We start from the raw sequence: 19,991 nt of genomic DNA, 5'->3' as shown, positions 1-19,991 counted from the left end.
TCACCGCCGGGCGGGGCGGCGGCCGGGCGGGGACGGCGGCTCGGGGCCCGGGTCGGGCAGCGGCGGCAGCGGACGGGTCACCGCGGCGTCCCCGGTCACCTGGAGCCGCTCGCCGTGGTGCCACAGCTCGACCGCGTCCCCCGGGCCGGCGTCGGGCAGCTCGTAGCGCGCCCCCTCGGGGGTGAGGGTGACGCGGAGCCGGTGGCCGCGCCAGCGCAGGCTGAACGCCACCCGCCGGAGCCGGCGGGGCAGCCGCGGGTCGAAGGAGAGCACGCCCGCGTCGTCGCGCAGCCCGCCGAAGCCCTGCGCCACGACGAGCCACGCCCCGGCCAGCGAGGCCAGGTGCAGCCCGTCGGCGCTCTTGTCGCCCAGGTCGGCGAGGTCCTGCAACGCCGTCTCGGCGAACAGGTCGTACGCCAGGTCGAGGTGGCCGACCTCGGCGGCCAGCACGGCCTGCGGCGCCGCCGAGAGGGAGGAGTCGCGGACGGTACGGGCCGCGTAGTAGGCGAAGTTGCGCGCCTTCTCGGCGGCGGTGAACTCCCCCGCGCAGCGCAGCATGGCCAGCACCAGGTCGGCCTGCTTGATCACCTGCCGCCGGTAGAGCTCCAGGTACGGGTAGTGCAGCAGCAGCGGGTACTCGTCGGAGCTGGTGTTCGCGAAGTCCCACTCGGGCTGCTCGGTGAACCCGGCGGCCTGCTGGTGCACGCCGCGCTTGCGGTCGTACGGGACGAACATGGCGTCGCCGGCGGCCCGCCAGCCGGCGATCTCGGCCGCGTCGACGCCGAGCCGGGCCGCCGCCTCGGGATGCCGCTCGGCGGCGTCGGCCGCGCCCCGCAGGTTGCGCCGGGCCATCAGGTTGGTGAAGAGGTTGTCGTCGACGAGGGCGGTGTACTCGTCCGGGCCGGTGACGCCGTGCAGGTGGAACGCGCCGTCGTCGGACCAGTGGCCGAACCGGTGCCAGAGCCGGGCGGTCTCCACCAGCAGGTCGACGCCCGGCCCGGCCAGGAACTCCCGGTCGCCGGTGGCGGCGACGTAGTGCAGCACGGCGTCGGCGATGTCGGCGTTGACGTGCAGCCCGGCGCTGCCGGCCGGCCAGTAGCCGGAGCACTCCCGGCCGCCGATCGTGCGCCAGGGGAAGGCAGCCCCGGCCAGCCGCAGCTCGGCGGCGCGCTCGCGGGCCTCGGGCAGGTGGGCGTGCCGCCAGCGCAGGGCGGAACGGGCCACCTCCGGGGCCAGGTACGTCAGCACCGGCAGCACGTAGCCCTCGGTGTCCCAGAGGACGTGCCCGTCGTAACCGTTGCCGGTCAGCCCCTTCGCCGGGATCGTCCGGTCCCCGTCCGGGCGACCGGCCTGGAGCAGGTGGAAGACGGCGAACCGGACCGCCTGCTGGAGCTCCGGGTCACCGTCGAGCACCACGTCGGCGGTGGCCCATGCGGCGTCGAGGGCGGCCCGTTGTGCGGCGAGCAGCCCGGGGAAGCCCTCGGCCCGGGCCGCGTGCGCCTCGGCGGCGACGAGGTCGGCCAGTTCGGCCGCGGACACGCCGCCGACGGGGGCGCACTCGTACGCGGCGTACCTGGTCAGCTCCAGCCGGTCGCCGGGGCGCAGCCGGCCGGTCACCGCGAGCCGGAACCGGTCGGGGACGAAGTCCGCCTCGGTGGCGAACCCGGCGGGCGCGGAGACCTGGTGGGCGACGGCGGTGGCGACCCGCTGCCCGCTGCGGTCGGTCCGGTGCACCAGCACGCCGTCCAGGCCGTCGGCGCGGCGGGCCTCGGCGGTCAGCGGGTCGTGGATCACCGAGGCGGCGCGGGGATCGTCGGAGCGTTCGGGCACCCGCTCGTTCGCTAGCAGGTCGGCACAGACCCGGACGTCGACCGGGGTGTCCACCGCCTCGACGACGTACCGGACGGCGGCGACGGGGCGCCGGGGCAGCGACACGAGCCGGGTGCTGGAGACCCGGACCCGGTGGCCGGCGGGCGAGCTCCAGTCGGTACGTCGTTCCACCACGCCGGCCCGCAGGTCGAGCACCCGCTCGTGCTCGTGCAGCGTGCCGGTGCGCAGGTCCAGCGGTTCCCCGTCCGAAGCGCCGCCCGAACCGCGGACGTCGACCGGGCCCGTCACCCAGAGCCGGACGAGCGCGGCGTTCTGCGCGCTGACCACGGTGTCGGCGCGCTGCGGGAAGGCGTACCCGTCCTCGGGATAGGTCAGCTCGCGCTGCTCGTGGAAGCCGTTGAGGTAGCTTCCCGGCATTCCGTACGGGGTGCCCTCGTCGAGGTTGCCGCGCCAGCCCACCCAGCCGTTGCCGAGCGCGAAGACCGATTCGGTCTCGCCGAGCCGGTCCAGGTCGGCCCCGGTCCGGCGGATGCGCCAGCCGTCGTCGCCCGCCCCGCCGGCCGTCCGGTCGGCGGTCGAATGGCTGTGCACGGCGCCTCCCCGGGTCGACGGTCGATCATCACCGCGGCGGACGGCCGGTGGGCGATCGCCCCGCCACGCCTCCCGGCCCCGCGTCGACGAGGGCGAAGGCCGGTCACCCGGCGCCGATGGCCACCAGCGGGGCCAGGTCGGCGCTGGCCGGGAAGCTGGGTCGTAGCCCGCACCCGACCTTCGTCCACTGCGGTGGTCCGGTCAGTTTCCTAGCCTGCGGTCAGATAAACGGCGTGTGAACTCTTGATAGGATGAGTCGTGATTGACATTGGTTTGTCAGATATTCCGGAGGTAAGCACCAGTCTGTACCGCGAGATCGTCGACTTCGCGGACGGCACGCCCGAGCCGGTGCGGTGGTTCGCCATGCACTTCACCGAGTGGTCGATCATCATGCTCGGCGTCCTCCTCGTGGCGGCGGCGGTGCCGAGGCTCGGAGCCGGCCCGAGCAGGCTCGCGCTCGCCCTGGCCGCGCCGGTCGCGGTGGTCCTCGCGTACGGCGGCAGCGAGCTGCTCAAGTCGGTGGTGGACGAGGACCGTCCCTGCCGTACGCCGGCCGATCTGGTGATCATCGCCGGGCACTGCCCACCGGTGGGCGACTGGTCGTTCCCGAGCAACCACTCGACGATCGCCGGCGCGCTGGCGGCGGCGATCCTGCTGCTCTCGCGCCGGCTCGCCTGGTACGCCGTCCCGCTGGCCGTGCTCGCCGCCTTCTCCCGCACCTTCGTCGGCGTGCACTACCCGCACGACGTGGCCGCCGGCCTCCTCCTCGGCGCGCTGGTCGGCACGGTCGGCACACCGCTGCTGGCCCGGCCCGTCGCCGAACTGCTGCGCCGCCGGGAACGCCGCGCCGCCGGCCCGGTGGCGCTGAAGGGACGGGCCCCTTCCTGACGCCGCGCGAGCGGCGGGTCAGGTCGCCAGCAGCAGCGCCGCGAGGGTGCCGAGCGCCAGGAACGGGCCGAACGGCAGGTGGCTCGACCAGCGGACCCGGCGGGCCAGCAGCAACGCCAGGCTGGTCAGCGCGGAGAGCGTGAAGGTCAGCACCAGCCCGAGCACCAGCACCGGCCAGCCGTGCCAGCCCAGCAGCGCGCCCACCCCGAGCGCCAGCTTGGCGTCGCCCAGGCCGAAGCCCCGCCGGCCGAGCAGGAGGGTCGTGGCGGCGAAGCAGAGCGCCAGCCCGACGCCGGCCAGCGCCGCGCGCAGCCACGGGCCGGCCTCCCCGGAGACCAGGGCGGCCACCCCGAGCAGGGCCTGGACGCCGAGGGCCGCCGGCCAGGTGAGCCTGTCCGGCAGCCGGTGCACGGCCGCGTCGACGAAGACGAGGGGGACAGCCCAGCCGAGCCACCAGGCCAGGGCCGCCCGCTCGGCTGGCGCGCCGCCGGCCAGCGCGAGCGCCGCCAGCCCCGCGAGCACGGCCAACTCGACCGCGTAGGGCGGGGCGCCGACCCGGGCGCGGCAGCCGGGACAGCGCGCGGCCGGGCCCAGCGCCGGCCAGGGCCGGTCCAGCCCGAGCGCCGTGCCACACCGCGCGCAGCCGGCCCGGTCCGGCTCCCCGGGCGGTACGGCGTACCGGGCGACCGCCAGCCGGAGGACGGGGACGAGCGCCAGGGCGGCCGACAGACGTACCCAGGGTCGGGGCGACAGCGCGGTGGCCGGCGCGATCGGAACAGGATCGGGGGCGGCCGGGGGCGGCCGCAGGCGGTCAACGGCCACGGCTGCCTCCCGACCGGGACACCTCGCGGACATCACGCTGGGTAGTTTTGCGCTGACCTTCGTGTAGCGGATGGCGCGGAAACCCGCCCGCCGCCGCCTCGCCGGAGGCCCTTGCGCCCGACGAGGCGGGCCGGTACGCGAACTGGCCGGCGCGCCCCACCGATCGGGACAGGGCGGGCCGATCACCCCCGGCGGGTCGACCTTTCACCCGGAATGGACGCCTCTGCCGGACACCCGGAGCGGGCGCGACGGCCATCGCCACCCGGCCCGGAAACCGCCATGACCGCGCCCGACCGGTGCCGAGTCGCGCCATCCGCCACCACCACCGATCATCACTCAGCGTGTTCGCGCAAATTACCTCTGTTGCATCGCTGAGCGTCAGCCTATGCTCGCCCCTTGGGTACGACGCAACCCCGGACAAGGCGTCGGAGGCCGAACGAGGATACCGATTCACGAATCCCAAAAAGATCAGCGCAGGTAAATGCAGTGGCGGCGCGGAAAGGCCGGGCGACTGACATCCGGTCGCGCTGCCGCACACCCGGAGGCAGCGGGTGGGCCGGCCCCGGGTCGCCAGCAAGGAGGCGCGGCGTTGCGAGCACGGCATCCCGGCCGGTGGACGATTTTCCTGGTCGCGGCCCTGGCCGCCGGCCCGGTCGCCGCCTGCGGCACGGCACCCGAGGCGACCGCCGAGCCGCTCCCGGTGGCGGAGACGGCCACCCCGACGCACTCCGCGGCGGACGAACGGGCGGCCCGCGAAGCGGCGCTCGCCGCCTATTCCGGATATCTCGCGGCATCCCGTACGGCCAGCCGGCGCGCCGATCCGCACGATCCGGAACTGGCCAGATTCCTGGCCGATCCGTTGCTGACCCGGGTTCGTCTGTCAATTCGCGAAGCGAAGGAGCACGGCGCGATGCGTACCGGAACGCTCGTCTCCGACCCGACCGTCACCGCCGTCAGCCTGGACACCGTCCCGGCGACCGTCGAGATCCAGGACTGCCTGGACGCCACCGGCTACCGCCTGGTCTACGCGAAGACGAAACGGGTCGTTCCCGGCTCCGGCGGGGGCCGGCACCTGGCGACGGCGACCGCCACCCGGTACCCGGACGGCCGCTGGCTGATCAGCGCCGGCGTCGCCCACGAGGACCAGCCGTGCTGACCTGGGGAGGAGGGGACGTCCCGGGCACCGCGCCGGGGACCGGCGTCGGCTCGCCGGCCGCCCGGTCCCGCGCGGCCGGGGCGTCCCGCCGGCCCGGCCGGCTCGCGGCTGCCCGGACGGCCGGCGACGCGCGGCTCCGCGCGGCACGGCGGCTCGCCGGGATCGGCCTGGCCCTGCTGCTCGCCGCGGCGGCCGCGCCGCCCGCCGCCGCGGCCACGACCGCGCGGGCGGCCCGGGCCGGTGGCATCGAGTGCCCGGTCGGCCAGCACGACTGCAACGTCTGGGACGACGACCCGGGCACCCCGGCCAGGCCCGGCGACGGCGGGGACCCCGGGGACGGCGGCGGCTCCGACGGCGGCGGCAAGTGCCAGTGGAACGGCCGCGTCATCCCCTGCTACGACGACCTCCTCGGCTGGTTCGACAACGGCAGCGGCTGCTACTACAAGCTGTTCGCCCAGCAGCCGCCCGACACGCCCGAGGGCAAGCAGTGGTACGAGGTCACCTGCAACGGCGGCGAGCTGGGCAACTGGCACGCGGAGCTGCGCGACGCCCCGCCGCCCGGGTACGGCACCCCGCCCGACCCGGAGGAGTTGGCCCGGCGCGCGCTCGCCTCGATCTCGCTGCTGCCGCCCCGGCTGAGCGTCGCCCCGCGCAAGAGCAAGGGCCCCGGCCTGGTCGGCCTGCCCGTGTGGATGTGGGCCAGCCCGGGCGTGCACTACTTCGGCCCGCTGGACGCGTCCGCCTCCGACCGCGGCCTGACGGTGAGCATCACCGCGAAGGTCGACCGGATCGTCTGGGACATGGACAACGGCGAGAAGGTGGAATGCCACGGCCCCGGCACCCCGTACGAGGTGAACGGCGCGCATGCCGGCCAGCCCTCCCCGGACTGCGGCTACGACGGCTACCCGCGGGCCGACACGTACGACGTCAGCGCCACCACGTTCTGGACCGTGACGTGGGAAGGCGGCGGCCAGAGCGGCGAGATCACCCAGACCCGGACCAGCGGCACGGCACAGATCCAGATCGACGAACTTCAGGTGGTGACCCGGTGAGTCTCGCGACGCGCAACGGTACGGGCCCGGTGGACGCGCCGGTCGCCCCGCCCAGGGTGGTCCGGCAGCGCCGGGTCCGCCCCGGCCTGCTCGGCCTCGCCGTCCTGCTGATCGCCCTCGGCGGACTCGGCGCGGCGTTCGCGGTCACCTCCGTCCGGGCCACCGGGAGCTACCTCGCGGTGGCCCGCCCGGTCGAGGTGGGCCGGACGCTCAGCGCGGACGACCTGATCACGGTGCAGGTGGCCGGCGGTCAGGGGCTGCGGCCGGTGCCGGCCGGCAGGCTGCGCGACGTGGTGGGCAAGCGGGCCGCCGTGGCGCTGGCCCCGGGCACCCTGCTCACCCTCGGCCAGCTCACCGACGACCCGCTGCTCGGCCCCGGCCAGCAGCAGATCGCGCTCGACCTCGGCCACGGCCAGGTGCCGGCGAAGCGGCTGCACCCCGGCGACCGGGTGCTGCTGGTCAGCACCCCCGACCGCGGGGCCACGGGCCAGTCGGCGGGCGGCACCCGGTTCGAGGGCACCGTGATCGACACCGCCACCCCGGAGACCAGCAAGGTGGTGCTGTACGTGGCGCTCGCCGCCCGGGACGTGCCGGCCGTGGTGGCGCTGGCCGCCCAGGACCGGGTGGCGGTCGTGCTGACCAAGGCGGCCTGAGCATGGCGGTCATCGCGCTGGTCTCGGCCAAGGGCTCGCCCGGCGTCACCACCGCCGCGCTGGCCTGCGCCCTGACCTGGCACCGGCGGCTGGTGCTCGCCGAGTGCGACCCGTCCGGCGGCTCGGTCCTCGCCGGCTACCTCGGCGGCGCGCTCGACGGCCCCCGGGGCATCGGCGAGCTGGCCGTCGGCGAGCTGCGCGACGGCAGCCTGGAGAGCGCGTTCTGGTCGCAGCTCGTCGACCTGGACGCGCCCCGCCGGGAACGGCTGCTGCTGCCCGGGGTCGTCGACCCGGCCCAGGCCGGCAGCGTCACCCCGCTCTGGCAGCGGTTCACCGACTACTTCCTCGGGCTGGAGCGCGGCGAGCCGCCGTACGACGTGTTGGTGGACTGCGGCCGGCTCCAGGTCACCGGCCCGCCGTGGCCGATCCTGCGTGCCGCCGCCGTGGTGCTCCTGGTCACCCGGGCGAAGCTGCCCGACCTCTCCGCCACCCGGGCGATGGTCCGGACGATCCAGCGGGACTTCACCGAGCACCGCGTCCCGCCGGGCACCCTGCGGCTGCTGCCGGTCGGCGACGGGCACGCCAGCGGCGAGATCAGCAAGGCGCTGGGGCTGCCGGTGATCGCGCGACTGCCGGACGACCCGCGTACGGCCGAGGTGCTCACCCTCGGCGGGACCGTGCGGGCCGGACGGCCGCTGATGCGCGCCGCCGGCGCCCTGGAGGTGCCGATCCGCGCGCTGCTCGACCGGCGCCGGGCCCGGCTGGCCTGGCCGGCGGCGCAGGGGGTGCCGCATGCGCTTTGAGCCCGTCTCGCACGACCCCCGCGGCCCCCAGCAGCCCGGCGCGACCTCGACCGCGCCGCCGCTGCCACCGCCGAACGGGCGGCACCAGCCCGCGCCATCTTCCGTCTCCGCGCCGCCCGCGGCGCCCCCGGCGGCCCGGCCGCGGGTCGACTTCGCGGTGGTGCGGGAGCTGCGCCGGGAGCTGAGCGAGCGGCTCACCCTGTGGCAGCGCGGCCGGGAGTTCGACGCCGACGCCGAGGAGGTCGAGCGGGCCCGGCTCGCCGTCGCGGTGGTCGCCGAGTACGCCGACGCGGTCCGCCGGGCCGGCACGCCGATGCCCGCCGGGGAGGAGCGGCTGCTGCTCGACCAGGTGACCGCCGAGCTGGCCGGCCTCGGCCGGCTCCAGACGCTGCTGGTCGACGGCACCATCGAGGAGGTGCACATCCTCGGCTGCGACCAGGTGCGCATCACCCGGCACGGCGGCGGAGTCGACTGGGCCGAACCGATCGCCGACAGCGACGACGAACTGGTGGAGATCCTGCAGGCGGCGGCCCGCCGGGCCGGGGCGACCGAGCGCTCGCTGTCCACGTCCAAGCCGACGCTGGACCTGCAACTGCCGGACGGCAGCCGGCTGGCCGCGGTGTTCCTGGTCAGCCACCGCCCGTACGCGGTGATCCGCAAGCACAACACCCTCGAGGTGAGCCTCGACGACCTGGCTGGCGGCCGGGGCGACCTGGACGAGATGATCGACCCGCTGCTGCGGGACTTCCTCCGGGCCTCCATGCGGGCCGGGCTCAACATCATGGTCGCCGGGCTGGCCGGGGCGGGCAAGACCACGGTGGTCCGGGCCCTGATGGACGAGATCCCGGCCGACGAGCCGTACGTGCTGCTGGAGGAGAGCCGGGAGCTGCTGCCGGCCCGGCGCGGTTCCCGGCACCGGGCGGTGATGAGCTTCGAGGCGCGCGAGGGGCACGGCGAACGCGGGCTGGACGGCCGGCCGGCCGGTGAGGTGACGATCGCCGACCTGATCCCCGTCGCGCTACGGATGGGGGTGCTGCGGATCGTCGTCGGCGAGGTGCGGTCCCGGGAGATCGTCCCGATGCTCCAGGCGATGACCACCAGCCGGGGCTCGATGTGCACGATCCACGCCCGCACCCCCGCCGGGGTCGGCGAGCGGATCGTCGAGCTGGCGCTCGCCCACGGCCGGGAGATGACGGTCGACCAGGCGCGCCGGATGGCCGGCAACGCCCTCGACCTGATCGTCTACGTCTCCGTCGAGGACGAGACCGCGATCGGCGGGCGCAAGCACCGGTTCGTCTCCCACGTCGAGGAGGTGATCGGAGTCGGCGAGGGCAACCGGATCGTCACCACCACCGTCTTCGGTCCCGGCCCGGACGGCCGGGCGATCCCCCGCCACCTGCCCGAACGCGTCCGCGACCAACTGCTCCGGGTGGGCTACGACGCCCGCCTGCTGGGCCGGTGGATCGAGGCCGGCGCGGGCGCCTGGCAGCGTCCCCGGCACAGCCGCCTCACACCGGCGGTGGCCCGGTGAGCGCGAACGTCGAGCTGATCGCGATGGTCTCCGGCGCCGCCTGCGTCGCCGGTCTGGTGCTCGCCGTGGTGGCGCTCGTCGGCACCACCCGGCCGTCCGGCCCGGCCCCGGGCGCCGGGCGCGGGCTGCGCCGGCTCTGGCTCGGCCCCGGCGCCACCCCCCGCGAGCAACGCCACCACCAACTGCTGCTCGGCGGCGCGGTGCTGGCCGGCGCGCTGACCTTCCTGCTCACCGGGCTGCCGGTGGTCGGGCTGCTGGTCGGCGTGGCGGTGCCTGGCACGCCGTGGCTGTTCTCCGTCGGCCGGACGGAACAGCGGGCCATCGCCCGGATCGAGGCGGTCGGCGAGTGGACCCGCCGGCTCAAGGACGTCTCGGCCACCGGCCAGGGCCTCCAGCAGGCCATCATCGGCACCATCGCCACCGTCCCGGAGGAGATCGAGGAGGAGGTACGGCTGCTCGCCGCCCGGCTCCAGGCCGGCTGGCTGGCCCGGTCCGCCCTGCTCGCGTTCGCGGACGACATCGCCGACCCGGTCTGCGACCAGGTGGTGGCGGCGCTGATCCTGCACCTGAGCGACCGGGGCGAACGACTCGGCGACGTACTCGGCTCGATCGCGAGCGCCGCCGCGGCCGAGGTCGCCACCCGGCGGGAGATCGAGGCCAAGCGCACCCAGCCGCGGTTCGCCGTCCGCTTCCTCACCGGCATGACCCTGCTGACCCTGGCGTACGGGCTGGTCAACACCGAGTACGTCCGCCCGTACGGCACGCCGGTCGGGCAGCTCGTGATGGCGGTGCTCGGCGCGGCGTTCGTCGGCCTGCTGGCCTGGGTGCGGTCGATGAGCCAGCCGCCCAGGCCGGCGCGGTTCCTGCCCGCCCCCGACCCGGCGGAGGCGATCGCGTGAGCGCGAGGAGTGCAGCGAAGCGGAGCCCCGCAGTCGCGAACAAAGAAGGCACCGTGAGCGCGAGGAGTGCAGCGAAGCGGAGCCCCGCAGTCGCGAACAAAGAAGGCACCGTGAGCGCGAGGAGTGCAGCGAAGCGGAGCCCCGCAGTCGCGAACAAAGAAGGCACCGTGAGCGCGAGGAGTGCAGCGAAGCGGAGCCCCGCAGTCGCGAACAAAGAAGGCACCGTGAGCGCGAGGAGTGCAGCGAAGCGGAGCCCCGCAGTCGCGAACGAAAGGGGGCGCCGATGATCCTCAACTGGCAGCTCACCCTTGCCGTCGGCGGCGGCGCGGCGGTGGGGCTCGGGGTGTTCCTGGTGGTCCGCGAGGCGCTGCCGGCCACCCCCGCGCTCGGCCCCGCCCTGCGCCGGCTGCACCAGCCGCCGGGCGCCGCCCGGGTCGCCCCGGCCGGGCGGAGCCTCGACTGGATCGGCGGGTTCGCCCGCTGGCTGCGCCCGCCGCACCGGCAGCTCGCGCTGATCGACCAGACCCCCGAGCAGTACGCCCTGTCCGTGCTGCTGTCCGCGCTCGTCGGGCTGGTCGCGCCGACCCTCGCGGCGACCCTGCTGTTCCTCGGCGGGGGGTCGGTCCCGGTGGTCGTACCGGTGCTGGGGAGCCTGGGGATGGCACTGGTCGCCGCCCTGCTGGCGCACCGCGCCGTGCTGGTGCGCGCGGCCGCCGCCCGGGACGAGTTCCGCCAGGCGGTCTGCACCTACCTGGACCTGGTCGCGTTGCAGCTCTCCGCTGCGCACGGCCCGGTGCAGGCCCTCGAACGGGCGGCGGCGATCTGCGACGGCTGGGTGTTCGACCGGATCCGGGAGTCGCTGCGGATCGCCCAGATGCAGATGCACTCGCCCTGGGACGAGCTGCGCGAGCTGGCCGAGAAGATCGGCATCCCGGAACTGGGCGACGTGGGGGCGATCATGCGCTCGTCCGGCAGGGAGGGGGCGCAGGTGCACGAGACGCTGCGCAGCCGGGCCGACTCGCTGCGCGACCAGATCCGCACCGACAACCTCGCCCGCGCCGAGGCGGTGACCAGTCGGCTGGACATCCCCGGGTCGCTGCTGGTCTTCGTCCTGCTCGGCTTCATGGTCTACCCGTTCGTCGCCCGGCTGTGAACCCACCCCGAGAAGGAGCACCGTCATGAGTTTTATCGCCTACCTGCACGTCGCGCTGCGGACACGGCTGGCCGAGCTGCGCCGTGACGGCGAGCGCGGCGACAGTCCCGTGCCGACCGCCGTGATCATCTTCGGCCTGGTCGCCGTCGCGATGGCCGTCACCGCGCTGGCCCTGACCAAGGCCAACGACTGGATGAACGCCATCCCGAACAACACCGCCCCCGGCGCCGGGAGCTGACCCGCATGGCTCGACCCGCGCTCGCGGAGCGGAGCCGGCCGGCACCCGCCGACCGGCCCGGCCCGCGCGGGTCGGGCGGCCCCTGCGCCGCGCTCTGCTCAGCATCCGCCGGGGCCGCACCGCCGCCGGGCGGCGGCTCACCCGGTACGGAACCGACCGGGGCGCCAATCCGGTGGAACTGGCCGTGGTCATGCCGGCGATCCTGGTGCTGCTCTTCGGCTCGATCCAGGTCGCCGCCTGGTTCGTCGCCCGGGCCACCGCGCTGAACGCCGCGCAGTCCGCGGTCAACGCGCAGCGCGTCCACCTGGCCCCGCCGGGCGCCGGGGAGGCGCGGGCCGTCGCGTTCCTCACCACCGCCGGTGACTGGCTGGTCGGCTGGGAGCAGCCCGGCCCGGCGTGCGTGACCGACACCACCGAGGTGACCTGCACGGTGACCGGCCGGTCCCTGTCGGTCGTCCCGGGCGTCGACTTCGCGGTACGGCAGACCGCCCACGGCACGGCCGAACGGTGGACGGGATGAGCGTCGTGCGGCGGGTTCGCCAACTGCGCGAACGCTCGGAGAGGTGGCGGCGGCCGGTGCCCGGCGGCCATCGATCCGAGCGCGGCTCGGTGGCCGTCGAGGTGGCCGTCCTCGCCCCGGCCTTCATCGCCCTGATGGTGCTGGCCGGGGTCGCCGGGCGTACCGCGATCGCGCAGGAGGCGGTCCAGTCGGCGGCGCACGACGCGGCCCGGGCCGCGTCCATCTCCCGGGACGCCGAGGCCGCCCGCGATGCGGCCCGGGCCGCAGCCGGCTCCCAGCTGGACTGGCAGCGGGCGAACTGTGTCGGGCAGCCCGCGCTGGCTCTCACCGGCAACGTGAACGGCACGCCGGCCACCTTCGAGCAGGCGTACGCCACGGACCCCGGGCAGCCCGCCGCCGTGACCGTACAGGTGAGCTGCACGGTCTCCTTCGCGGACATCCACCTGTCGCTGCTGCCCGGCATGCCCGGCAGCCGGACGGTCTCCGCCACGTTCACCTCCCCGCTGGACCGTTACCGGAGCCGGTCGTGACCCGGCCCCCGCCCACCCCCGATCCCGCCGGGCGCGGTGGCTGCGCGGCGACGACGGCCGGGTCAGCCTGTTCCTGGCCGCCGCCATGATCGGCGTGCTCGCGATCATCGGCCTGGCGTTCGACGGCGCCGGTCAACTGCGGTCGGCGCAGCGGGCTGACAACCTCGCCGCCGAGGCGGCCCGGACGGGCGGGCAGTCCATCGACCGGGCGCGGGCCATCGAGGGTGGCCCCAAGGAGATCGACGAGGCGGCGGCCCGGGCGACGGTGGGCAGCTACCTCGCCGCGGCCGGGGTGACCAACCACTCCGTCGAATTCCCGGTCGTGGACGGGGAGAAGCACATCCGCGTCCACGTCACGGTCACCTACGACCGGTACATGCTCGGCCTCTTCGGCTTCGGCAACACCGTCACCGTCTCCGGTGAGGCCACCGCGCGGGCGCTCACCGAGGGCCCGTAGGAAGGGAAGGCACGCCATGGCCGCACGGGGTCGCTCCGCCGCACGGCGGGCCGGGCAGGTCCTCACCGGATTCGGCGCGCTGGTCGTGCTGGTCGCGGTGCTGGTCGGGGCGCCGGTGGCGCTGATCGCGTTCGCCGGCAACCCGCTGCCCGACCACCTACCCACCCTCGCCGAGATCGGCACCACGCTCACCAGCCGCGACGACGGGCGGCTCCTCCTGCGCGCGCTCGCCCTGGTCGGCTGGTTCGGGTGGGCCACCTTCGCCCTCTCCGTGCTCGTGGAACTCGGCGCGCAGTCGGTGCGCCGGCCGGCTCCCCGGCTGCCCGGCATGAGCCGTCAGCAGCGGGCCGCCGCCGCCCTGGTCGGGTCGGTCGCGCTGATCATCGCGGCGAGCCCGGCCGCGAGCGCCGCCACCGCCCTGACCGGCCCGTACGCGGCAGCTGCCCCGGCGGCAGCGGCGGCGTACCCGGCGGCGGCCCACGGGTTGGCGGCTGCCCTTCCGGCCGCCGCGACGCCTCCGGCGGCCGCCCAGGCAGCAGCGGCGACGGCCGCCACGGCCGTCGGGGCGCCGGACCAGGCCGGGCCGACGGTCTACCGGGTGGCCAGGGGCGACTACCTCGGCAAGGTCGCCGAGCGCTATCTCGACGACTTCGACCGCTACCGGGACGTGGCGAAGCTGAACCGGCTGCGCGACCCCGACCGGATCCGCCCGGGACAGCTGATCCGGCTCCCCGACGGCAGCCAGGACGGCGGGGCGCGTCCGCACGCCACCGGCCGGCTCGTGGCCCGGCCGGCGGCCCCCGCCCCCGGCGACCCGGTCGCCCGCCGGCGTCCCCGGCCGCGCCGTCCGAGGCTCCGGCGTCCCCGGCCGACCCGGCTGGGTCCGGCGCTCCCGGCACGCCCTCGTCGCCTCGGGCCACCCGCCCCTCGCCGGGGCCGTCGGCCAGTCAGCCGGCGGCCGGGTCGTCCCAGTCGACGCAGCAGGTGGGCCAGCCGCCGGCCGGCGGGCAGCCGGCGATGGCCGCCGGGGCGTCCCGGGCCGGCGCGGAGGACCGGGTGAACCGGCCGCTCGCGGTGTCGGCGGTGCTCGCCGTCGCCAGCATCGTCGGTGCGCAGATCGGCGCGGTTCTCGGACTGCGCCGCCGGCCCGCCGCCGCCCAAGCCAGCACCGCCCAAGCCAGCACCGCCCGAGCCGCTTCCGCCGCCCGGACCACCACCGCGCGCGCCACCGCCGGCGCGCGGGCCTTCGTCACCGGCCGGCACCGCCGGGACTGACCCGCACACCGCTGCCCCGCACCTGCCGCCACCACCCACGCCCCGTCCCGGAGCCGACGCCGGGGTGCGGGCGGCGCAGTCAGGGCAGTCGGACCTGGAGCACCCCGTCGATCACCCGGCTCGACAGGATCTGCTGGTCGTTCGCGGCCGGGCCGTGCACGACCTCGCCGCCGTTGAGCCGGAACGTGCTGCCGTGCCACGGGCAGACCACGCAGTCGTGCCCGTCGACCTGGGTGACCTCGCCCTGGCCGAGCGGGCCGCTCTGGTGCGGGCAGCGTTCCAGCATCACGGTGACGTCGTCGCCGTGCCGGTAGAGGATCACCGAGACGTCGTCCACCTCGCGCGTGATCAGCTTCCGCTGCGGCAGCGCGGCCATGTCCGCCACCGCCTTCCAGCCGTCGCTGATCCGGTGCAGTTCGGAGACGCTCTGGTTGACCTGCGCCGCCTGCTTGTACGCCAGGTGCCCGCCGATGTACGCGCCGGTGCTCGCCGCCGTCAGCCCGAGGTACGCCAGCATCCGCCCCGCCCCGTGCCGGCCCTGCCGCCGCGCCGCCAGCGAGCCCGCGTACAGGGCGAGGGCGACGGTGTTCGCGGCGGCGTGGACCAGGCCGACCCGCCGCTGGTCGCGGGCGAGGGCCGCCCAGTCGTTCAGCCCGGCGACCGCCGCCGGGAGGGCGCTGACCGTGCCCAGCCCGACCAGTGCGGTGGCGGCCCGGCGCTGCCCCGGCATCAGGTCGAGCACGGCCGCGCTGATCCACGCACCCACCGGCACCTGCACCATCGCCGGATGCAACGGGTGCCCGAGGAACACTCCGTGCAGCAGGTCGCGGACCCGCTGCGGCCGGAGGGTGGCCTGGACACCGCGCTGCAACCGGTCGCCGGCCCGGTCCAGCGCCGAGTTCTGTTCGAGTTTCGTCAAGAGTGCCCGCATGCCGTCCGACTTCCCGGCGGAAGCGGCCGCAAACCGGGCGACGGCGACAATTCGCGCCGGCCGCGCCGGGAACGGACACCAGCATGTCACCGACACGGGGGCATCCTCCCGGCGCGGATACCGCCATACCGCCGCCATGGGGGCCAGCGGATCAGCCCGGCCAGCGATCGTGGTGGACGGCCTCGGCGAGCGGGCGCGCGTGGCGCCAGCCGTGCCGGGCCAGGTCCGGTACGGCCTCCAGGTGGGTGACCGGCCCGACGCAGAGCCACGCGACCGGCCGGATGCCGTCCGGTACGCCCAGCAGCTCGGCGAGGAACGGCTCCCGGTAGAAGGAGACCCAGCCGACGCCGAGCCCCTCGGCCGTGGCGGCGAGCCAGAGGTTCTGGATGGCCAGGCACACCGAGTAGAGGCCGGCGTCGGCGATGGCATGCCGGCCGAGCACCGCCGGGCCGCCCCGGGCCGCGTCGTAGGTGACCACGATCGACAGCGTCGACTCCAGCACCCCGTCAATCTTGATCCGGGCGAACCGCTCGGCGGCCGGGCCGTCCAGGGTGGCGGCGAAGGTGTCCCGCTCGGCCTGGACGTGCTGGTGGAAGCGGCGGCGGGTGTCGGCGTCCCGGACCAGGATGAAGTCCCACGGCTGCGAATAGCCGACGCTCGGCGCGGCGTGCGCCGCAGCGAGGACGCGACGCAGGGTCTCCTCGGGCACCGGATCCCCGGTGAACTGGGCTCGGACGTCACGGCGACGGTGGATGGCGTCGTACAGTTCCACGGCAGGCTCCCGCTGCGCTCGGCCCACCCGTACGGGCGGGCGGTCGACGCGAGGCCGGTCTTCGGACTCCCGGATCGACGCCTGGCCGCCCGCCTTCCCAGCCGTGCGGCCAGTGGCTGCGCTCTGCGCGCGTGGACGGTGGCTCCCCGGTCACCGCGGCGGGCCCGTGCCGGATTCGCACCGGCTTCCCGATTCTCCCCACTCGCGTGGGGCACCTCACATGATCGTGCCGCCGCCGATCGTAGTGGAGATGCGGTCGCTCCTGCTGGCCTGGCCGCAGCTGGCCGGCGTCGGCTGCGTGGTCGCCGCCGCCCTCGGCGCCACGCTGGCCCGCCGCGACGAACGCCGGACCGCCACCGCGCTCGGGGCCGAGGCGCCACGCTGGCCCGCCGCGACGAGCGCCGGGACCGCCACCGCGCTCGGGGCCGACGCGGCGAGCTGGCCCGCCGCGACGAGGGCTGAGGCCCACGCATGCGCCGCCCTGGCGCGCCGGCGCCCCGGGGCGGCATGCTGTCCCGATGGGGGTACGGGTCGAGCCCGCAGCAGGACCGGCATGCCCGTAGACGCGGGCGCGGTGACCACGGTGATCCTGGACCGGCCGGCGGCCCGCAACGCCGTCGACGGCCCGACCGCGCGGGCGCTGGCCGACGCGTTCCGCGCGTTCGAGGCCGACCCGGCGGCGGCGGTCGCGGTGCTCTGCGGCGCCGGCGGCACGTTCTGCCCCGGCGCGGACCTGAAGGCGATCGGCACCCCGAGCGGCAACCGCGTCGAGCCGGACGGCGACGGCCCCATGGGTCCGACCCGGATGCGCCTGTCCAAGCCGGTGCTCGCCGCGATCTCCGGGTACGCCGTGGCCGGCGGGCTGGAGCTGGCGCTCTGGTGCGACCTGCGGATCGCCGAGTCCGACGCGGTGCTCGGGGTGTTCTGCCGGCGCTGGGGGTGCCGCTGATCGACGGCGGCACGGTCCGGCTGCCGAGGCTGATCGGGGAGAGCCGGGCGCTGGACCTGATCCTCACCGGGCGGCCGGTGCCGGCGGACGAGGCGTACCGGATGGGATTGGTGAACCGGCTGGTCGCGCCGGGCGAGGCCCGGGCGGAGGCCGAGCGACTCGCCGCCGAAATCGCCCGCCACCCGCAGACGTGCCTGCGCAACGACCGGGCGGCGGTGCTGGCCTGCGCCGGCCTGCCCGAGGCGCAGGCGCTGGCGGTCGAGCTCGCGTACGGCGTCGAGTCGCTGGCCGCCGATGCGGCGGCGGGCGCGGCCCGCTTCGCGGCCGGCGCGGGCCGGCACGGCACCCCGGCATAGCGGCGCTACCGGAGGTTGCGGAGGGCGTCCTCGATGGCGCGGTGGAACGTCGGGTACGCGTAGATCATCTGACGCAGCTGGCCGATCGGCACGGCTGCGTGGACCGCCACCACCAGCGCCGACAGGACCTCGCCGCCGGCCGGCCCGACAGACGTCGCCCCGACCAGCACGCCCCGGTCGGCGTCGGCCACCAGCTTGATGAGCCCGTCCGCCCGGTGGATCCAGCCCCGGGTCGACGAGCCGAGCTGGCTGACGCCCACCTGCACGTTGATCCCGCGCTCCCGCGCCTGCCGCTCGGTCAGCCCGACCGCGCCGACCTCCGGGTCGGTGAAGGTGACCCGGGGCAGCGCGCGGTAGTCGGAGCGGGGCACCCCGGCCGGGCCCGCCACCCCGCTCAGGGCGCTGCCGGCGTCCGGCCCGGGCTGGGCCTGCCGGGCGTGGTCGAGCACGTCCGCGATCACGACGGCGGCCTGGTACATGGCGACGTGGGTGAACGGGCCCTCGCCGGTCAGGTCGCCGACCGCCCAGATCCCCTCGGCGGCACGCATCCGGTCGCCGACCGCCAGGTGGCGCCGGGACGGGTCGAGGCCCACCGTCTCCAGGCCCAGCTCGTCGAGGTCGGCCCGCCGGCCGGTCGCCACCAGCAGCTCGTCGGCCGTGAACGTGACGCCGCCCGCGCCGTGCAGGGTGAACACCCGCCCGTCGTGGCTGACCCGTTCGGCCCGCAGGCCGGTCTCGACACGCACCCCGTCGGCGCGCAGCGCGGCCGCGGCCACCTCGGACGCCTCGGGCTCCTCGACGGCGAGCACCCGGTCCATCGCCTCGACGACGGTCACCGCGACCCCGAACCGGGCGAAGACCTGCGCCAGCTCCAGCCCGATCGCGCCGCCGCCGAGGACCAGCAGCGACCCCGGCAGCTCCTCGACCTCGATCGCCTGGTGGTTGGTCCAGTACGGGGTGTCGGCCAGCCCGTCGATCGGCGGGACGACGGGACGGGTGCCCGTGCCGAGCACGATCCCGTACCGCGCCTGGAAGACCTGGTCGCCGACGCGTACCCGGCCCGGGCCGTCGAGCCGGCCGTCGCCCCGGACGAACCGGCCGCCCTTGTCGGTGAACCGCCGCACCGCGACCGTGTCGTCCCAGGTGTCGGTGGCCTCCTCGCGGATCCGCTTCGCCACCGGCGCCCAGTCCGGCTGGACCTGGGCCGTGCCGGCGAGCCCGTCGACCCGGCGGGCCTCGGCGAGGGCGTTCGCGGCCCGGATCATCATCTTGCTCGGGACGCAGCCCCAGTACGGGCACTCCCCGCCGACCAGGCCCCGCTCGATCCCGACGACCCGCAGGCCGGCCTCGGCGAGCCGCCCGGCCACCTCCTCGCCGCCGACGCCGAGCCCGACCACGACCACGTCCACCAGTTCCGGCTGCACCACCACGCCAGCATTCCGTACCGGGCGGGCCGCGGCCACCCCCGCCGGGCCGGAATTGCCGCGCCCGCCCCGGCGGGCAGGCCCTACCGTGGCCGGATGCACGCACGCTTCGCCCCGGTCCTGGACTGCTTCCACGACCTGCTCGCCACCGGCCGGGAGGCGGGGGCCTCCCTCGCCGTCTGGTACGACGGGCGGCCGGTCGTGAACGTCGTCGGCGGGGCCGCCGGCGGCGGGCGGGAGTGGCGGCCGGACACCCTGGTCAACGTGTACTCGGTCGGCAAGCCGGTGGCGGCGCTGTGCCTGCTGGCGCTCGTCGACCGGGGCCGGCTCGGCCTGGACGACCCGGTGGCCGCGCACTGGCCGGCGTTCCGCGCCCGGGCCACCGTGCGGCAGGTGCTGAGCCACACGGCGGGGCTGCCGGCGTTCCCGGTGCCCCGTCCGGCCGAGGCGGTCGCCGACTGGGCGCTGCTCTGCGCCGACCTGGCCGCCGCCGAGCCCGAGTGGGAGCCGGGCTCCGTCGCGGGCGAGCACGCCTGGACGTACGGGCACCTGGTCGGCGAGCTGGTCCGGCGGGTGGACGGCCGGTCGGTGGGCCGGTTCCTGGCGGACGAGATCGCCGGGCCGTGGCGGCTCGACCTGGGCTTCGGCCTCGGGCCGGCGGACCGGCGGCGGTGCGCCGACCTGTCGTACGGCGATCCGGGCTGGCCGGCCCGGACGCTGGGCGAGCCGGGCTCGCCGCGGGCGCGGGCCCTGGGCAACCCGGCCGGCGGCCTCGACCCGGCGGTGCTGAACGGCCCGGTGTGGCGGGGCGCGGAGGTGCCGGCGGTCAACCTGCACGCGACGGCCGCCGGGCTGGCCCGCCTCTACGCCGGCCTGCTCGCCGGCGGCACGCTCGACGGGGTACGCCTGTTCAGCCCCGAGCTGGTCGCCGAGGCGACCCGGGTCCAGTACGACGGGCCGGACGTGGTGCTGGACCGCCGGGCGTGCTGGACGCTGGGCATGCAGTGGGAGCCGGACGGCAGCTGGGGCATGGGCGGGATCGGCGGCAGCAGCGCCTGGGCGGACCCGGCGCGCGGCTACACGTTCGCGTACGCCACGGCCCGGCTGGCCGACCACGACCGGGTGGACGAACTGGTCGAGGCGCTGCACTCGTGCCTATGA

At 76.1% G+C, this 19,991-nt stretch carries 20 protein-coding genes, 1 pseudogene and 1 riboswitch; of the genes and pseudogenes, 16 read left to right on the top strand and 5 right to left on the bottom strand.

The window, feature by feature from the left end:
* On the bottom strand, positions 1-2,421 hold the full coding sequence (locus JD77_RS13270; RefSeq protein ID WP_145774676.1) for a glycoside hydrolase family 65 protein: 2,421 nt from the start codon (positions 2,419-2,421) through the stop codon (positions 1-3).
* Positions 2,422-2,679: 258 nt separating this feature from the next.
* Between JD77_RS13270 and JD77_RS13265 the strand changes: the two genes are divergently transcribed.
* A complete protein-coding gene (locus JD77_RS13265) occupies positions 2,680-3,309 on the top strand; it encodes a phosphatase PAP2 family protein (RefSeq protein ID WP_145774675.1) in 630 nt (209 codons plus the stop codon).
* A gap of 18 nt (positions 3,310-3,327) precedes the next feature.
* On the opposite strand, the gene JD77_RS13260 is transcribed toward JD77_RS13265, so the two are convergent.
* On the bottom strand, positions 3,328-4,080 hold the full coding sequence (locus JD77_RS13260) for a prepilin peptidase (protein ID WP_246141276.1): 753 nt from the start codon (positions 4,078-4,080) through the stop codon (positions 3,328-3,330).
* Between the two features lie 640 nt (positions 4,081-4,720).
* On the opposite strand from JD77_RS13260, the gene JD77_RS13255 reads away from it, so the two are divergent.
* From JD77_RS13255 to JD77_RS35470, 13 genes are all read left to right on the top strand, one after another.
* Positions 4,721-5,287, top strand: coding sequence for a hypothetical protein (locus JD77_RS13255; protein ID WP_145774674.1), 567 nt, complete (start codon positions 4,721-4,723; stop codon positions 5,285-5,287).
* Positions 5,288-5,448: 161 nt separating this feature from the next.
* Complete coding sequence (locus JD77_RS13250) at positions 5,449-6,339, top strand: hypothetical protein (RefSeq protein ID WP_145777566.1); 891 nt, start codon at positions 5,449-5,451, stop codon at positions 6,337-6,339.
* Positions 6,336-6,992, top strand: a complete 657-nt coding sequence (locus tag JD77_RS13245) for an SAF domain-containing protein (protein WP_145774673.1) — start codon at positions 6,336-6,338, stop codon at positions 6,990-6,992. Before JD77_RS13250 ends, JD77_RS13245 begins: the two co-directional genes overlap by 4 nt.
* 2 nt (positions 6,993-6,994) lie before the next feature.
* Positions 6,995-7,795, top strand: coding sequence for a CpaE/TadZ family protein (locus JD77_RS13240; RefSeq protein WP_145774672.1), 801 nt, complete (start codon positions 6,995-6,997; stop codon positions 7,793-7,795).
* Positions 7,785-9,326 (top strand): TadA family conjugal transfer-associated ATPase, encoded by a 1,542-nt coding sequence (locus JD77_RS13235; protein ID WP_145774671.1) that lies wholly within the window; start codon positions 7,785-7,787, stop codon positions 9,324-9,326. Before JD77_RS13240 ends, JD77_RS13235 begins: the two co-directional genes overlap by 11 nt.
* The gene (locus tag JD77_RS13230) at positions 9,278-10,225 is read left to right on the top strand and encodes a type II secretion system F family protein (RefSeq protein ID WP_387225805.1); all 948 of its coding nucleotides are present in this window, start codon (positions 9,278-9,280) and stop codon (positions 10,223-10,225) included. Before JD77_RS13235 ends, JD77_RS13230 begins: the two co-directional genes overlap by 49 nt.
* A 286-nt stretch (positions 10,226-10,511) precedes the next feature.
* A complete protein-coding gene (locus JD77_RS13225) occupies positions 10,512-11,378 on the top strand; it encodes a type II secretion system F family protein (protein WP_170286637.1) in 867 nt (288 codons plus the stop codon).
* A gap of 25 nt (positions 11,379-11,403) precedes the next feature.
* The gene (locus JD77_RS13220) at positions 11,404-11,616 is read left to right on the top strand and encodes a hypothetical protein (protein ID WP_145774669.1); all 213 of its coding nucleotides are present in this window, start codon (positions 11,404-11,406) and stop codon (positions 11,614-11,616) included.
* 94 nt (positions 11,617-11,710) lie between these two features.
* Positions 11,711-12,136 carry a TadE/TadG family type IV pilus assembly protein gene (locus tag JD77_RS13215; protein ID WP_425463593.1) on the top strand — a complete coding sequence of 142 codons (426 nt, stop codon included), beginning with the start codon at positions 11,711-11,713 and terminating at the stop codon, positions 12,134-12,136.
* A 56-nt stretch (positions 12,137-12,192) separates the two neighbouring features.
* Positions 12,193-12,666, top strand: a complete 474-nt coding sequence (locus JD77_RS13210) for a TadE/TadG family type IV pilus assembly protein (protein ID WP_387225808.1) — start codon at positions 12,193-12,195, stop codon at positions 12,664-12,666.
* Positions 12,667-12,706: 40 nt separating this feature from the next.
* The gene (locus tag JD77_RS13205; protein ID WP_281292178.1) at positions 12,707-13,123 is read left to right on the top strand and encodes a pilus assembly protein TadG-related protein; all 417 of its coding nucleotides are present in this window, start codon (positions 12,707-12,709) and stop codon (positions 13,121-13,123) included.
* 16 nt (positions 13,124-13,139) lie between these two features.
* Positions 13,140-14,183, top strand: coding sequence for a LysM peptidoglycan-binding domain-containing protein (locus JD77_RS13200; protein ID WP_425463564.1), 1,044 nt, complete (start codon positions 13,140-13,142; stop codon positions 14,181-14,183).
* Positions 14,180-14,398, top strand: a complete 219-nt coding sequence (locus JD77_RS35470) for a hypothetical protein (RefSeq protein WP_425463563.1) — start codon at positions 14,180-14,182, stop codon at positions 14,396-14,398. Before JD77_RS13200 ends, JD77_RS35470 begins: the two co-directional genes overlap by 4 nt.
* A 79-nt stretch (positions 14,399-14,477) precedes the next feature.
* Here the strand turns inward: JD77_RS35470 and JD77_RS13195 are convergent, their stop codons facing one another.
* Positions 14,478-15,329, bottom strand: coding sequence for a Rieske (2Fe-2S) protein (locus JD77_RS13195; protein ID WP_145774665.1), 852 nt, complete (start codon positions 15,327-15,329; stop codon positions 14,478-14,480).
* A 151-nt stretch (positions 15,330-15,480) separates the two neighbouring features.
* Entirely contained in the window at positions 15,481-16,101 is a 621-nt protein-coding gene (gene bluB / locus JD77_RS13190; RefSeq protein ID WP_145774664.1) for a 5,6-dimethylbenzimidazole synthase, read from the bottom strand.
* Between the two features lie 35 nt (positions 16,102-16,136).
* Positions 16,137-16,335: riboswitch (cobalamin riboswitch) on the bottom strand.
* 319 nt (positions 16,336-16,654) lie between these two features.
* On the opposite strand from bluB, the pseudogene JD77_RS13185 reads away from it, so the two are divergent.
* Positions 16,655-17,406, top strand: a pseudogene (locus JD77_RS13185) (crotonase/enoyl-CoA hydratase family protein).
* A 5-nt stretch (positions 17,407-17,411) separates the two neighbouring features.
* Here JD77_RS13185 and JD77_RS13180 read toward each other — a convergent pair.
* Positions 17,412-18,830 (bottom strand): dihydrolipoyl dehydrogenase family protein, encoded by a 1,419-nt coding sequence (locus tag JD77_RS13180; RefSeq protein WP_145777564.1) that lies wholly within the window; start codon positions 18,828-18,830, stop codon positions 17,412-17,414.
* A 96-nt stretch (positions 18,831-18,926) separates the two neighbouring features.
* On the opposite strand from JD77_RS13180, the gene JD77_RS13175 reads away from it, so the two are divergent.
* Positions 18,927-19,991, top strand: a complete 1,065-nt coding sequence (locus JD77_RS13175) for a serine hydrolase domain-containing protein (RefSeq protein ID WP_145774663.1) — start codon at positions 18,927-18,929, stop codon at positions 19,989-19,991.

The sequence above is a fragment of the Micromonospora olivasterospora genome (assembly GCF_007830265.1).
Lineage (GTDB): Bacteria > Actinomycetota > Actinomycetes > Mycobacteriales > Micromonosporaceae > Micromonospora > Micromonospora olivasterospora.
This window is presented reverse-complemented; position numbering and strand designations above follow the sequence as displayed.

Bases quoted from the DNA above. Each gene is read 5' to 3' on its own strand.
- JD77_RS13240 (WP_145774672.1), top strand. From the start codon at position 6,995: ATGGCGGTCATCGCGCTGGTCTCGGCCAAGGGCTCGCCCGGCGTCACC.
- JD77_RS13235 (WP_145774671.1), top strand. From the start codon at position 7,785: ATGCGCTTTGAGCCCGTCTCGCACGACCCCCGCGGCCCCCAGCAGCCC.
- JD77_RS13220 (WP_145774669.1), top strand. From the start codon at position 11,404: ATGAGTTTTATCGCCTACCTGCACGTCGCGCTGCGGACACGGCTGGCC.
- JD77_RS13200 (WP_425463564.1), top strand. From the start codon at position 13,140: ATGGCCGCACGGGGTCGCTCCGCCGCACGGCGGGCCGGGCAGGTCCTC.
- JD77_RS13195 (WP_145774665.1), bottom strand. From the start codon at position 15,329: ATGCGGGCACTCTTGACGAAACTCGAACAGAACTCGGCGCTGGACCGG.
- JD77_RS13175 (WP_145774663.1), top strand. From the start codon at position 18,927: ATGCACGCACGCTTCGCCCCGGTCCTGGACTGCTTCCACGACCTGCTC.